11 protein-coding genes are annotated in these 13,762 nt (G+C 63.5%); 9 read left to right on the top strand and 2 right to left on the bottom strand.

All coding sequences use genetic code 11. From position 1 onward, the window contains the following. Positions 1–29 precede the first annotated feature (29 nt). From AC0IYH_RS21825 to AC0IYH_RS21810, 4 genes are read left to right on the top strand one after another with little or no spacing between them, the layout of a single operon-like run. Positions 30–1,010 (top strand): sugar ABC transporter substrate-binding protein, encoded by a 981-nt coding sequence (locus AC0IYH_RS21825; protein WP_471836140.1) that lies wholly within the window; start codon positions 30–32, stop codon positions 1,008–1,010. Beyond that, on the top strand, positions 1,010–2,527 hold the full coding sequence (locus AC0IYH_RS21820; RefSeq protein ID WP_471836138.1) for a sugar ABC transporter ATP-binding protein: 1,518 nt from the start codon (positions 1,010–1,012) through the stop codon (positions 2,525–2,527). The genes AC0IYH_RS21825 and AC0IYH_RS21820 overlap by 1 nt, the downstream gene beginning before the upstream one ends. Then, complete coding sequence (locus AC0IYH_RS21815) at positions 2,520–3,470, top strand: ABC transporter permease (protein ID WP_471836137.1); 951 nt, start codon at positions 2,520–2,522, stop codon at positions 3,468–3,470. Before AC0IYH_RS21820 ends, AC0IYH_RS21815 begins: the two co-directional genes overlap by 8 nt. Beyond that, positions 3,467–4,393, top strand: a complete 927-nt coding sequence (locus tag AC0IYH_RS21810) for an ABC transporter permease (RefSeq protein WP_122774828.1) — start codon at positions 3,467–3,469, stop codon at positions 4,391–4,393. Before AC0IYH_RS21815 ends, AC0IYH_RS21810 begins: the two co-directional genes overlap by 4 nt. 6 nt (positions 4,394–4,399) lie before the next feature. On the opposite strand, the gene AC0IYH_RS21805 is transcribed toward AC0IYH_RS21810, so the two are convergent. Then, complete coding sequence (locus tag AC0IYH_RS21805; protein WP_471836135.1) at positions 4,400–5,785, bottom strand: hypothetical protein; 1,386 nt, start codon at positions 5,783–5,785, stop codon at positions 4,400–4,402. A gap of 55 nt (positions 5,786–5,840) precedes the next feature. After that, positions 5,841–7,916: a TonB-dependent receptor family protein gene (locus AC0IYH_RS21800; protein ID WP_471836133.1), complete on the bottom strand. Its 2,076-nt coding sequence runs from the start codon at positions 7,914–7,916 to the stop codon at positions 5,841–5,843. 228 nt (positions 7,917–8,144) lie between these two features. Here AC0IYH_RS21800 and AC0IYH_RS21795 point away from each other — a divergent pair, with 228 nt between their 5' ends. The 5 genes from AC0IYH_RS21795 to AC0IYH_RS21775 all read left to right on the top strand — a co-directional run bounded on the left by AC0IYH_RS21795 (position 8,145) and on the right by AC0IYH_RS21775 (position 13,762). Then, entirely contained in the window at positions 8,145–8,447 is a 303-nt protein-coding gene (locus AC0IYH_RS21795) for a YceK/YidQ family lipoprotein (protein ID WP_471836190.1), read from the top strand. A 165-nt stretch (positions 8,448–8,612) separates the two neighbouring features. After that, entirely contained in the window at positions 8,613–10,370 is a 1,758-nt protein-coding gene (locus tag AC0IYH_RS21790; protein WP_116627383.1) for a carbamoyltransferase family protein, read from the top strand. Then, entirely contained in the window at positions 10,354–11,484 is a 1,131-nt protein-coding gene (locus tag AC0IYH_RS21785) for a glycosyltransferase (RefSeq protein ID WP_471836130.1), read from the top strand. Before AC0IYH_RS21790 ends, AC0IYH_RS21785 begins: the two co-directional genes overlap by 17 nt. After that, positions 11,484–12,380 carry a GNAT family N-acetyltransferase gene (locus tag AC0IYH_RS21780; RefSeq protein ID WP_122774823.1) on the top strand — a complete coding sequence of 299 codons (897 nt, stop codon included), beginning with the start codon at positions 11,484–11,486 and terminating at the stop codon, positions 12,378–12,380. The genes AC0IYH_RS21785 and AC0IYH_RS21780 overlap by 1 nt, the downstream gene beginning before the upstream one ends. Next, a complete protein-coding gene (locus AC0IYH_RS21775) occupies positions 12,377–13,762 on the top strand; it encodes a PIG-L deacetylase family protein (protein ID WP_471836128.1) in 1,386 nt (461 codons plus the stop codon). Before AC0IYH_RS21780 ends, AC0IYH_RS21775 begins: the two co-directional genes overlap by 4 nt.

Raw genomic sequence — 13,762 nt, 5'->3', positions numbered from 1 at the left:
CCCTTTCATCGGTCGCAGCGGAGCCCTGTATGCCTTTCAGTCTTTCCTCGCTTTCCCGTTTGATCTGCCTTGGCGCCAGCCTGCTGCTGAGCGTCGCGACGCATGCCGCAGAGGGCGACGATGCGGTGCCGTCCCTGGCCGGCAAGCGCATTGCGGTGAGCATGACCGGCACCAGTCATTATTTTGATATCAAGGCGTTCCAAGCCCAGGTCGATGAGATCAAGCGCCTGGGCGGCACGCCCATCACCCTGGATGCCGGGCGTAATGACAAGAACCTGGTGACCCAGCTGCAAACCGTGGTCACCCAGAAGCCCGACGCGGTGATCCAGACCCTTGGCACCCTCAGCGTGATCGACCCCTGGCTCAAGCGCATCAGCAAGGCCGGCATTCCGCTGTTCACCATCGATGCGCCGTCGCAGTACAGCCTCAATAACACCACCTCGGATAACGTCGCCACCGGCAAGGCCCTGGCCGACCAGCTGATCAAGGACGCCGGCGGCAAGGGCAAGATCCTGGTGTTCAACGGCTTCTACGGCGTGCCGGTGTGTGCGATCCGTTATGACCAACTGAAGCTGGCGCTCAAGGATCATCCGCAACTGGAAATCATCCAGCCGGAGCTGCGGGACGTGATCCCCAACACGGTGCAGGACGCTTATTCCCAGGTCTCGGCGTTGCTCAACAAGTACCCGGCGGGCAGTGTCTCGGCGATCTGGTCGGCGTGGGATATTCCGCAACTGGGCGCAAGCAAGGCGTTGATCGACGCCAAGCGCACCGAAATCAAAACCTACGGCGTCGATGGCACGCCGGAAGTGCTGGCGCTGCTCGGCCAGGCCAACTCGCCAGTGGGCGCGGTGGTGGCGCAACAACCGGCGCTGATCGGCAAGACCGCGGTGCAGAACGTCGCGCGCTACCTGGCCGGCCAGCGCGACCTGCCCAAGGAAACCCAGGTGGCCACGCTGTTGACCACCGCCGGCAACCTGGCGCAGGTCCAGCAACTGCGGGGTGACTGATGGCGGCGTTGCACCTGCAGCATTTGCGTAAACGCTTCGGCGCCACCCTGGCGCTGGATGACGCCAGCCTTAAGGTCGAGCGCGGCAGCATCCACGGGTTGGTGGGCGAGAACGGCGCGGGCAAGTCGACGCTGATCAAGATCCTCGCCGGCCTGCACAAGGCGGATGCGGGGCAGGTGAGTATCGACGGCCAGGCCTATGCGTCGCTGTCGCCGCGTCAGGTGGATGGGCTGGGCGTGCAGTTCATCCATCAGGAGCGTCTGTTGCCGGCGAGTTTTACCGTGGGCGAGGCGCTGTTTTTCGGCCATGAGTTGCGCCGTGGTCCGTTCGTGGATCGGCGTCGGCAGCAGCGTGAAGCCGAGCGTTTGCTGGGCGAATATTTCGACTTGCAACTGCCCGCCGGCGCCCTGGTGGGCGAGCTGAACAGCGCTGAACGCCAGGTGCTGCAAATCACCCGCGCGTTGATTCGCCAGCCGAAAATTTTGGTGTTCGACGAACCCAGCGTGGCGTTGGTCAAGCGCGAGGTCGACCAGTTGCTGCGCATCGTCAAGCGCCTGCGCGACCAGGGGTTGTCGATTCTGTACATCTCCCATTACCTGCAGGAAATCGACAGTCTGTGCGATGAAGTCACGGTGCTGCGCAACGGCCGCGACGTGGCGGTGGTGCAGCCTCGGCAAACGTCGAGCGCCGAGATTGCGCGGCTGATGGTCAACCGTGAGGTGCAGGAAATGTACCCCAAGGCCAAGGTCCAACTCGGGCCGCCGCTGTTGCAGGTGCGCGGATTGAGCCTGGCGCGGCGTTATCGGCAGATTGACCTGCAGGTGCGGCGCGGTGAAATTCTCGGCCTGACCGGGCTGGTCGGTTCGGGGGCCAAGGAATTGTTCAAGACCCTGTTTGGCGTCGAGCGCGCCGACAGCGGCAGCGTGCATCTGGATGGGCGTTTACTGCGCCTGCGCTCACCGGGCCAGGCGATTGCCGAGGGCATTGCGCTGGTGCCGGAAGAACGCCGCAGCCAGGGCATTTCGCCTGTGCTGTCGGTGCTGGAAAACCTCACGCTGGCGGGGCTCTGGCGGTTCAGCCGCTGGGGCCTGCTGAGCCGGCGCAAGGAGCTGGCGGAAACCACCCGCTTGATTGATGAACTGGCGATCAAGGCGCCGGGGCCGCACGCGGCGGTCAGTCAGCTGAGTGGCGGCAACCAGCAGAAAGTTGCGCTGGGCAAATGGCTCAGCCGCCGTTCGGCGGTGTACCTGCTGGATGAGCCCTGCGTGGGCGTGGATGTGGGGGCCAAGGTAGAGATTTATCGTTTGATCGGGCGCCTGGTGGAACAGGGCGCGGCGGTGTTGGTGTTGTCCTCGGATTTACCGGAATTGCTGGGCATCAGTGACCGGATTGTGGTGTTGCATCGCGGCGCAATCGCCGGTGAGTTTCGCGCGGGCGAAGTCGACAGCGATCAGTTGCTGGCGTGCGCTACCGGGGCGGTGCCGGCGGTGCCTGTGCGGGAGGTCGAGCATGCTTGAGGCGATCTTGCGCCGGGGTTCGATGGGCGTGTTCCTGGCGATCCTGTTGGGGTTTGCCGTGGCGGCGCCGAATTTTTTGTCGCTGGGTAACCTGGCCAATGTGTTCAGCCAGTCGGCGATCCTTGGGGTGCTGGCCTTCGGGCTGACCTGCGTGATTATCGGCGGCGGCTCGAATGTGCTGGCGGGTGGGCTCGATCTGTCGCTGGCAGCCAACCTCGGGCTGTGTGCGGCGGTGTTCAGCCGCCTCAACAATGCCGGCCTGGACCTCTGGCTGACCTTGCTGCTGACCCTGGGTTGCGGCCTGGCGGTCGGTTTGCTCAATGGCGTGGCCGTGGTGGTGCTGCGCTTGCCGCCGTTGCTGGCGACTCTGGCCAGCATGAATGTGCTGGCCGGGCTGGAGCTGGTGCTGACGGAAAATACCGTGGTGTCCACCGACTCGCCGTTACTCGACCTGCTCAGCGGCGGGACCTGGCTGGCGGTGCCCGCGCTGGCTTGGGTGTTGTTGCTGACGGCGGGGTTGCTGACCTTGTTGATCCAGCATTCGGCCTACGGGTTGCGCTTGCATGCGGTCGGCGAATATCCCCAGGCGGCCGAGGCGGCGGGCCTGCGCGTGCCGGCCTATGTGCTGTCGAGTTATGCACTGTCGGGGCTGTGTGCCGCCGTGGCCGCTCTGTGTTCGGCGGCGTTTTTCAGCGGCAGCACCACCGGCTCCGGCGACATGTTGCTGTCAGTGGTGGCGATTGCGTTTCTCGGTGTGGTGTTCTCGCGGCGGTTGGTGGCGAGCATCCCCGGCACGTTGCTGGCGGCCCTGTTGATCGGGTTTCTGATCAATGGCTTTCAACTGCTCAACGTGTCGAGCTTCTGGGTCAACGGCGTGCAAGGCGTTTTGATTTTGCTGGTGGTGGCCGCGTCCAGCGCCTTGAGTCGCGGGGCCCACGCATGAACCTGCGTTCGGTGTTGCCGCTGACCTTGCCGCTGGTGTTTGCCCTTATCGTCGTGGTGTTTGCGCTGCAGGCGCCGGGCTTTCTGAGTACCGGCAACCTCAAAAGCCTGCTGCTGAACAACTTTGTGTTGCTGGCGATTGTTGCCATCGGCATGACCTATGCGGTGGCCGCCGGTGGCATGGATTTGTCGGTAGGCACGGCGCTGGATTTCGCCAGTTTCAGCTTTGTGGTGTTGCTCAACGGCGGGCATGGCTGGGCGCTGGCGGTGACGGGCGCGCTGGCTGCCGGGCTGCTGGTGGGGCTGGTGAACGCCGGGTTGATTGCCGGGTTGCGGATCAGCCCGTTCCTGGCGACCCTGGGTACCTTGTTTATCGGCACCAGCGCCCAGCAGCTGCTATCAGACGGCGGGCAACCGATCTATCTGGCTCAGGGCCTCAAACCCGAGCTGGCGGGCCTGACCCCCTTGCTGATCGTCCTGGGGCTGGCGCTGTTCTACGGCCTGGCCCTGGCGCGCGGGCGCCTGGGCCGCGAATTGCTCGCGCAAGGCACCCAACCGCTGTTGGCGTATTACTCGGGGTTGTCGGTGCGGCGCATCGTCACCGTCGTGGCCCTGGCCACCGCCCTGGCGTGTGCAGTGGCCGGGGTGTTGCTCAGTGCCACGGTCAGTGCCTATGTGCCGCTGTCCGGCAACGCGTTTTTGCTTAACGCAATTGGCGCGGTGTTTATCGGCACCACCCTGAGCCGGCAGGGCCGCGCGAATATTCCCGGGACCCTGCTGGGGGTGTTGTTTATCAACGTGATCGCCAACGGCCTGCTGCTGATCGGCTGGAATTTCTACTGGCAGCAGGTGGCGACCGGGGTGCTGATTTTTGTGGTGCTGGCGTTCAGCTTTGCCAGCCGGCGGGTGCTGGAGCGCCATTGACCGCCATCACTCGGCCTTGACCAGCGTGTTACGCGTCTTGGAGCCGTTGATATCACTCAGGCTGGTGAAGAAGTACCCATAGTCCTGCAAGTACATTTCGGTGCTGGTGGCGCTGTACTTATCGCCGGTTGTGCTGCAATTCAGCTCCTTGGCAGTGCCCGTCAGCGCTGAGTTGATCTTGCTCGCCGGCAGTTCGCGTTTCACCTGGCAGGTCGCGCTGCGCGCCAGTGTGCGGTCCTCCTCGGCGGTATTGCGGTTCAGGTCCCTGGTGGTGTAACCGAGGGTCGCGCCGACCGGCATGTGTTGCCAGTCGCCGGTGAAACTCAGTTGTTCGAGATGGCTGGCGGCCGAGGTGCTTATCCCATGCAGCTCGAACTGGCTCTGGAAGGTCAGGCTGATCAGGCCTCGGAATGAGGTGCTGGAGTAGGTGGAATATTTCGTGACGTTGCGGATGCGCCATTGACCGCTCTCGGCACTCGGTTCGAGGTAGCGGTCCACTTGCATCGGGCCGTAGCCCATGTCGCGTTTTTCCTCGAGGTGGCGCAGCGTCTTGTCGGGCGTTGCCATGCCCAGTGCACTGATCGCCGTGTTCACGTCTGCCGAGAGCGGCGGCGGTACCAGGGTTTCCTGGGGCTTGGTGCGCGAAGTCGCGGCGGGCAACTGCGCGAGTGTCGGCGCGCAGGCGGCCGTCAGCAGCTGCCGGGTGTCCGCGTCGGCTGCGCTGAAGGGCGTATCTCCCTGCGCGCTTTGCGTGGAACCGAAGGTCACCACGTTGTGCTGGTTCAGGCCGAAGGTCGCCAGTGTGCGGTAGGTCTGGCGGGGGCAACTGACCTGCCAATGCGTGCGCGTCTGGGCGTAGGGCATCTTCTTGAGTTTGTTGGTGAGGATCAACGGCTCATCAACGGCGCCCCAGAATTGCAGGTTGTCGCCCGCCGGCTTGAGGCTCGCGCGGTCGATCAGCAGTTGGCGTTGCGTCGCCGTGCCGCTGACGAGCCGCCAATCGGGGCGTGGCGTGTGGGCGCACGCGTCGTTGAAGCCGGCGTTCTGCTTGAGGTTGCCGACCACGGCTGGAGTGAGGTTACGCATCACCGTAAAGCGCGTGGGCTGACCATCGGCTTTCAACGTGCCGGGTGACTCCAGAAACAGCAGGCTTGCCTCGGGCTTGGCGCAGGACGCCTGGACCTGGGCGATATCCGGCACGCTGGCGCCTTTGCCCGGTGTGACCTGCACTTGGTAGCTGAGGGTGTCGCCATCGCGCAGGATCGTGTCGGGCAGCGGCGGCTGCTTGAGCACTTCGCCAAACACTGGCTCGGTCTTGGTGCCAGTCTTCATGGCTTGAAGGCCGCAACCACTGAGCAAGCCGAGGGTGACGACAACCGCGATGCGTTTCATGGGCGTTCCTTGCGGGGAGAGGGATTCGGGATGCTATATGAGCCGCGTGCCCGGATCAAAACTGGTATTCGGCGCCAGCGCCGGCGTACCACGAACGGCCTGGCGCCGCTTCGTAGTAACGGCCATTGCCGTCGCCGACGATCACCGAGCCGACGTACTGGCGGTCCAGCAGGTTGTCCAGGCGCAGGGTCTGGTGGAAGGTCCAGTGCTCGACCTTCTGTTCGAAACGCGCGCGCCAGTTGAAAACGCTGTAGCCCGGAGCGGCGTGTTGCTGGTTGGTGTCTTCGACGTAGACTTTGCTGCGGTACATGCCCTCAAGAGCGGTGCTGACCCAGTCGCGGGGCTTCCAGTTCAGCTCGGCGAACAGGGTGGTCTGCGGCACGCCGGGCAGGTAGTTACCCTTGTCGACGGCGGTGCTGCCGCCGCTGACGAAGTCGCTGTCATAGGTGGCTTGCAGGCGGGTGTAGGCGAGGTTGGTGCTCCAGTGCTCGGCCAGCTGGCTTTCGATGCCCAGTTCGAAGCCGCGACGCAGGGTGCGGCCGGCGTTCTGGTAAGTGGTGCGACCGCCGCTGGACTGCTGCACCACCAGTTCGTCTTCGGTGGTGATCTGGAAGATGGCCGCATTCACACGGGTGTCCTGGCCCACGCGGGCTTTGAGGCCGACTTCATACTGTTTGCTGACCGACGGCTTGAGCGCAAAGTTGAAGCCGTTGGCCGTGCTGGAATACGCCGATTCCGCCTGGGTCGGGGTTTCGAAACCCTTGCCCGCGCTCATATAGCCGTGCAGGTCGGGGGTGAAGGCGTACATCACGCTGACCGACGGAGTGTTCTTCTGGTAGGTCTTGCTGCCGCTGTCGTTGCCGTCGCTGAGGAAGTGGTCGTCCACCTTCATTTCCATGGTGCTGTGGCGCAGGCCGGCTTGCAGGGTCCAGTCGCCCAGCAGCCAGTTGGCTTGCACAAAGGGGTCCAGGCTGGTGGCGGTGTCGATCTCGTCGCGGCCGAGGGCGCCTTTGACGCCTTGCACGCCGTTGACGGTGTTGGAATAACCCTGGCGATCATCCTGGCTGCGGTCGTAGTCGAGGCCGGCGATCAGAGTGAGGTCGCCGGGCGCGCTGCTGATGGGTTGCAGCCAGTGTGCGGAGCCGCCATAGAATTTGCGGTCGAAGGCCACTACGCCACCGCGCTTGCCGGCGGGGAGAGTGCCTGGGATCGACAAATACTGGATTACGCTGCGCCGCCCGGTGTAGCCATTCACCTGCAACGTTGCATCGCCGAAGTAGCGCTCGTAATTCAGGCCCAATTGCTGATGATCGATACTTTTGCGTGTGTTGTAGATCAGCGCGTTGGTGCTTACCGAGCGTGGGTCGGCCTTGTACGCATCCCAGGTCTGCCCCAGCGGGTCCTGGGTGCCGTTCTGTTCCAGGCTGCTGTAGATCAGCGCGAGCTTGCTGTCGTCATCCGGCTGGAAGTTGAGCTTGGCGAACGTTTGGTCGCGACGCGCGCTGCTGTGATCGCGGTAGCCTTTGGTATCCATGCGCGAGGCGTCGAGCACAAAACCTGCGCCATTCGCCGCGCCCTCGGCGGTGAGGTGGTTTTTGTTCAGGCCGTCGCTGCCCACCAGGGTCTCGGCGCCGATGCGCGGCGGGCCTTCGCCGTCGCGGGAGAACATCTGGATCACCCCGCCGGCGTTGCTGCCATACAGCGTAGCGGCCGGCCCGCGCAACACTTCGATGCGTTCGGCGGTGTCGAGGTTGAAGGTGGCGGCCTGGCCCTGGCCGTCCGGGGTGCTGGCGGGGATGCCGTCGGCGATCAGCTTGATGCCGCGCACGCCGAACGCCGAGCGGGCGCCAAAGCCGCGGGACGAAATTTGCAGGTCCTGGGCATAGTTCTGACGATTCTGCACCACCAGCCCGGGCACGCGGGACAGCGCTTCGGAGGCGTTGATGCCCAGTTGACCGTCGCTGATCTGCTCGCGGCTGATGCCGTCCACCGAGTACGGCAGGTCGAACGTCGGGCTGGCGCTGCGCGAGCCGGTGACCACGCTCGGGTCGAGGACTAGGGCTGCTTCGTCGGCCAGCGCGGTGTCGCACAGGGCGAGCAGTAACAAGGTGAGGCGAGCGGGAGTGTTCATCAGTCAGCCGGCATCCGTGGCGTTTAGGGTGTAAACGCGCAAAAGGGCGCGAGTTTAGTGGCTCGGACGTTTTTTTTCATTTCAGAATCGTCCCACGTTGTAATGGCGCCATGCCCACGCAGGTCTCAAGGATATCGATGTTAGCGTGCTCAATCCTGCCAATGACAATGGCCAATGGGTCAAAAGGAGTGGTGCGTGAGGATTGCGTCGAAAGTCGTATGCATTGCAATGTTCCTGGCGCTTGCCGGCTGCGGAACCATCAATACCGTGATGCGCGAAGACGGTGTCGCCGCGCGCGAGCTCAAGCGCCAGAAAACCTATTGTCAGTCGATTCCCCGGGTCTACAGCGGTGTTGGCTACAACCTTTGCCGCCTCAACGGCGAGCCCAACCCTCACGGTGGGTTTGATAGCCAGCTGAATTTCGTGCCGTTTGTATTCGTGGATTCCTTGATTTCCGGCGTTTTGGATACGGCCCTCCTGCCTTATACGATTTATCGGCAAAGCAGCGACGGGAGCATCATCATCCGCTAGGGCCGGGTACGCACATTGCCATCAGCACGGGGCTAATCACCACAGGGATATTCCCGTCACGTTTACGCTATAATCCCGCCCTTTAGCTGTTTCCTGCCCAGGCGGGAAGCACACTTTTTTCAGGCGCGACCCGCCTGCATGCAGACTAAAAGAGGCTAGACCCCTGTGGCATTGACGATTCTTGGCCTGTCCGGCGCCCTTAGCCATGATCCTTCCGCAGCCTTGTATATCGACGGCAAGCTGATCGCGGCCGCCGAAGAAGAGCGCTTCGTACGCGACAAACATGCAAAGAACCGCATGCCCTACGAATCGGCGAAGTTCTGCCTGGAACAGGCCGGCATCAAGCCTTCCGACGTTGATGTGGTGGCGATCCCGTTCGCCCCGATCAGCCTGTTCGGCGAGGCGCGCTGGCACTACGCCAAGCGTTACTGGTACGCCCCGGACCGCGCCCTCGACGCGATCCTGATGGGCAACCGTCGCTACAAGCGCTATCGCAACAAGATCGTCTGGTGCCTGGAGCAGTTGGGCTTCGATCCGAAGAAAATCAAGATCGAACCGGTTGAACACCACCTGGCCCACGCGTCCAGCGCCTACCACTGCTCCGGCTTCCAGGAGAAAACCGCGATCCTCGGCATCGACGGTAAAGGTGAGTACGCCACCACGTTCTTCGGCTACGGCGAAAACGGCAAGATCCACAAGATCAAGGAATTCTACGATCCGGACTCCCTCGGTGGCCTGTACGGCGCAATCACCGAGTTCCTCGGTTTCGAGATGCTCGACGGCGAGTTCAAGGTCATGGGCATGGCGCCGTATGGCGACGCGAGCAAGTACGATTTCTCGCGGCTGGCCTCGTTTGAAAACGGCGAGCTGGTGATCAACACCGACTACGCCAACGTCATCGGCCTGCGTCGTTATAAAGAGAAGGGCAAGGGCTTCTACTTCTCGCCGAAACTGATCGAGTGGCTGGGCCCGAAACGCGAAGGCGACATCGCCGACGAACCGTACATCCACTACGCGGCCAGCATGCAGGCACTGTTCGAGAAGCTGGCCTTGCAGATGATCGACCATTACCTGGGCGACATCCTCAAGGACACCGGCAAGCTGGCGTTCGCCGGCGGCTGCGCGCTGAACGTCAAGCTGAACCAGAAGATCATTGCCCGTGACGACGTCAAAGAGCTGTTCGTACAGCCTGCGTCCGGCGATGCCGGCACCGCGGTCGGTGCGGCGGCCTATGTGTCCCACGCCCGTGGTGTGCCGGTGGAGAAGATGGAGCATGTCTACCTCGGCCCGTCCTACAGCAACGAAGAAGTGATTGCCGCGTGCGCCAAGCACGAGAGCAAGCCCAAGTGGCGCAAGATCGAGAACATGCCCCAGCGCATCGCCAAGATCATGGTCGACGGCAACCCGGTGGCCTGGTTCCAGGGCCGCATGGAGTTTGGCCCGCGTGCGTTGGGCGGGCGTTCGATCATCGGTTGCCCAAGCGCCACCGGCGTGGCCGACCGCATCAACCACCAGATCAAGTTCCGCGAGCGCTGGAGGCCTTTCTGCCCGTCGATGCTCGACACCGTCGCGCCACAGATGATCAAGGTCGATCACCCGGCGCCGTTCATGACCTTCACCTTTGAAGTATCGGAAGAGTGGAAAACCCGCGTGCCGGAAGTGGTCCATGAAGATGGTACCTCCCGCGCCCAGGTGCTCAAGCGCGAGTACAACCCGCGCTACTACGACATGATGAAAGAACTCGAAGTACTGACCGGCAATGGCGTGTCGCTGAACACCTCGCTCAACCGTCGTGGCGAAGCGATGATCTGCTCGCCCAAAGACGCGTTGGACATGTTCTTCGGCTCCGACCTGCAGTACCTGATCATGGAAGACATCCTGGTCGTCAAAGACGGCGTGGACCCTTATGACGCGCTCGGCTGAACGCCACGTCCTGCAGTTCTGCCACGGCTATGACGGGCCGTTTCTGGACTGCGCGCGGCAGTACGCCAGCTTGTTCGCGGGCTCGGGCTACAAGGTGACCACGGTGTTTCTCACCGGGGTCGCCGACCCCGAGGTGGCGGCCGGTTGCGCCAGTGATGAAGTGTTGTTCATGGAATTCAGCTCCAAGGCCGTGCGTGGCTTGAAGCTCGGGGCCATCGGCCAACTGCGCAAGATTGCCGCGTCACGCAACTTCAGTTTCTGTATCGCTCACCGCTTCAAGCCGATCTACGTGGCCTTGCTGGCCACGCGGTTGCCGGTGATTGGCGTGCATCACGCCTTTGGTGACTACCAGCGCCGCAGTCGCAAGCTGTTTGCCGGCATCTTCCGCAAGCGTCTGAGCCTGTTGGGAGTTTCCGACGCCGTGCGTGACGACATGCGCCGCTGCCTGCCGGCGTGGCCCGCCGCACGGATCCAGACCTTGTATAACCGCATCGATGTCGACGCCTTGCAGGCCATCCAGGTGCCTGTGGAAGCGGCGCGCGATGCCTTGGGCCTGTCGCCGGATGAATGGGTGGTCGGCAATGTCGGCCGCCTGCACCCGGACAAGGACCAGGCCACGCTGCTCAAGGGCTTTGCCCTGGCGCTGCCGCATTTGCCGGAGCAAAGCCGCCTGGCGATCCTCGGCAGCGGGCGCCTGGAGCAGGACCTCAAGGAACTGGCCCGCGAGCTCAATATTGCCGACAAGGTGCTGTTCCTCGGCCAGGTGCCGGATGCACGCCGGTATTTCCGTGCGTTTGATGTGTTTGCGCTCAGCTCCGATCACGAGCCGTTCGGCATGGTGTTGCTGGAAGCCATGGCCGCCGGCGTGCCGTTGCTGGCCACGGCTTGTGGCGGCGCGCGCGAAGTGGTCGAGGGCGTGGGGATTCTGTTCCCGTTCGGCGATGCCGAACACCTCGCCCAGGGGCTGCGGCACCTGGCGGCAATGGACCCGCACCAGCAACGGCAGTGCGCCGAGATGATGCTGGAGCGCCTGCGCACGCGGTTTTCGGATCAGGCGGTACGCGATACCTTCTGGCAACTGCCGCACGTTATTGAACTGACCGCGGGGGCTTGATGCTCAATCGATTTCAAGGCTGGCGCGAGCGCGGCTGGTCCGTCGTCGACGCACCTGCCTACAGTGCCGCCTGGCAACGTTTTGGCGGTAGCGTCGCGACCCATCCGCAAGTGATCGAACGCCTGGCCGGGCTCGCCGACATCCCGGTGCGTTACCTGGCCTGGGAGCAGGGCGGCGAACTGCAAGCCTGCATCGCCACCTGGGGCCGTGACCTGGCCTTGTCCAAGGATGTGCTCAAGCAGCGCGGCAAAAAGGGCCTGTTCGACCTGGGCAACGCCGAGTTGATCCTGCCTGCCGCGCCTGCGGCCCAGGCGCCGTTGCGTCACCGTGCGCGCTACCTGTCGGCGCTGAATGAGGGCCGTTTCAGTGGCCTCAAACCGCAGGCCGAGCAGTTGGCCATGGCGCGTACGCCGGAAGAACTGTCGAAGAAATTCCGCTACAACCAGCGCCGCGAACTGCGTTTGCTGGAAGAGGCCGGGGGCGTTGTGCGCCCGGTCAGCGAGTTCTCCAGCAGCGAATTGGCAGCGATCTACTGCGATCTGTTCCTGCGCCGTTGGGGTTTTGTCGCCACGGGTGCCGAGCGCATGGCCGAGGTGATCGAGCTGCTGCGCGAGTGGCTGATCGGCTCGGTGATTTTCCTCAATGACGCGCCGATTGCCGTCCAACTGGTGTACCGGGTCGAGTCGCCCGAGTGGATCAGCGTGGAGTACGTCAACGGCGGCGTAGACCCCGAAACCCGCGCGTTCAGCCCGGGCAGCGTGTTGAGTTTCCTCAACACCCAAAGCGCCTGGGAGCAGGCGCGTGAAGTCGGCAAGCCGCTGCGGTTCTCCTTCGGGCGCGCCGACCGCGAGTACAAGGACCGTTGGTGCAACCCTGTGCCGGTGCTGACCGTATGAGCCGCAAACAGCAATTGCTCAAGCGCCACCGGCGCAACAAACGCATCGGCGTATTGATTGGCCTGGTGCTGCTGGTGGCGATTGGCGTCGGCGTCGCCTGGTGGTTGCCGCTGCTGCTCGGCGTGCTGGCCTGGGCGGCCCATGAAGCCTGGTTTGCCGACCACCTGTTTTATGCGCCGAGCGAAGACTATCACTACCGTTTTTCGGCGGATGCCGAGGTGGCCGGGGTTCGCTTCGAAGGCGGCCGGCTGCGGGTGGATACGGCCCTGCCAGCCAATGCGACGCTGGTGCTGGCGATCAAGGTCAAGAGTACCTGGCTGGGGCGTTTCCTGGATCCGGCGGTGGAGATTTCGGGCGGTGACAGCCCGGATCGGCAGGCCTTTGAGCGCGGCGTGAACGGCGTGCGTTATCTCAATCTCAGTGGTTTGGCAGTGGACGAGCTGCAGTTGCGCGGGCGTTTCTGCAGGGTGCTGGGCACGCCCCGGCTGTGGGCCTGGGCCAATCCGGATTACGCCGCGCAGCGCGTGATGGTGATCGCGCCCCATGCCGACGACGCCGAGCTGGCGGCTTTCGGCCTATACAGCCAGGCCGAAAAACCCTGGATCGTGACCCTCACCGCCGGTGAAATCGAAGCCGAGCATTATCAGCAGATGGGTCTGGACCCGGTTGAAGCCTCGCGGATCAAGGGCCGTTTGCGCGCCTGGGACAGCATTGCCGTGCCGCGTTGGGCCGGTGTGCCCGAGGCGCATTGCGTGCAATTGGGCTACTTCTGCCTGCAATTGCCGGCCATGCGTGCGTCACCTGATCAGCCGGTGGCTTCGCGTGAGGCCGAACTGTCGGATATCCGCCTGTTCCGCCAATTCAACCCGTTTGCGTTGCCGGCGGATCAAGATGGCCTGCCGACCTGGAATAACCTGCTCGCCGATCTGCGCCAATTGCTGCTGACCGCGCGGCCTGAGGTGATTGTATTGCCGCACCCGGTCATCGATCCGCATCCCGACCACATCTGCGCGCAGCAAGCGGTGCTTGAGGCCTTGGACGGTTTGCAATGGCAGCCGACGACGCTGCTGGGCTACGCCAACCATCTGCATGACAACGACCGCTGGCCCATGGGCGACGCGGGTACGGGGATTGCCTTGCCGCCGGTGTTCGATGACGCGCTGGCGTTGCAGCCGTGCAGCCTGCCGCTGTCGTTGGCACAACAGCGCGACAAGGCCATGGCGCTGGGCATGATGCATGACCTGCAGCCCGCGCCACCCTTCAAGCGGCGTGTGCGTCGGTGGTTGCAGCGCGTATTGGCGGGGCGTGCGCGCTCGCCTTACGGTGAGAACGAGTTTTTCCGCAAGGCCGTACGACGGCATGAGTTGTTCTGGCGTTTGTGA

The organism is Pseudomonas sp. AC463, from assembly GCF_979253585.1.
The sequence above is the reverse complement of the archived record's forward strand: the minus strand, read 5'-3'. Positions and strand labels throughout refer to the sequence as shown.

Coding starts and splice junctions, on each gene's coding strand:
- AC0IYH_RS21825 (WP_471836140.1), top strand. CDS start 30: ATGCCTTTCAGTCTTTCCTCGCTTTCCCGTTTGATCTGCCTTGGCGCC.
- AC0IYH_RS21820 (WP_471836138.1), top strand. CDS start 1,010: ATGGCGGCGTTGCACCTGCAGCATTTGCGTAAACGCTTCGGCGCCACC.
- AC0IYH_RS21815 (WP_471836137.1), top strand. CDS start 2,520: ATGCTTGAGGCGATCTTGCGCCGGGGTTCGATGGGCGTGTTCCTGGCG.
- AC0IYH_RS21810 (WP_122774828.1), top strand. CDS start 3,467: ATGAACCTGCGTTCGGTGTTGCCGCTGACCTTGCCGCTGGTGTTTGCC.
- AC0IYH_RS21805 (WP_471836135.1), bottom strand. CDS start 5,785: ATGAAACGCATCGCGGTTGTCGTCACCCTCGGCTTGCTCAGTGGTTGC.
- AC0IYH_RS21800 (WP_471836133.1), bottom strand. CDS start 7,916: ATGAACACTCCCGCTCGCCTCACCTTGTTACTGCTCGCCCTGTGCGAC.
- AC0IYH_RS21795 (WP_471836190.1), top strand. CDS start 8,145: ATGTTCCTGGCGCTTGCCGGCTGCGGAACCATCAATACCGTGATGCGC.
- AC0IYH_RS21785 (WP_471836130.1), top strand. CDS start 10,354: ATGACGCGCTCGGCTGAACGCCACGTCCTGCAGTTCTGCCACGGCTAT.
- AC0IYH_RS21780 (WP_122774823.1), top strand. CDS start 11,484: ATGCTCAATCGATTTCAAGGCTGGCGCGAGCGCGGCTGGTCCGTCGTC.
- AC0IYH_RS21775 (WP_471836128.1), top strand. CDS start 12,377: ATGAGCCGCAAACAGCAATTGCTCAAGCGCCACCGGCGCAACAAACGC.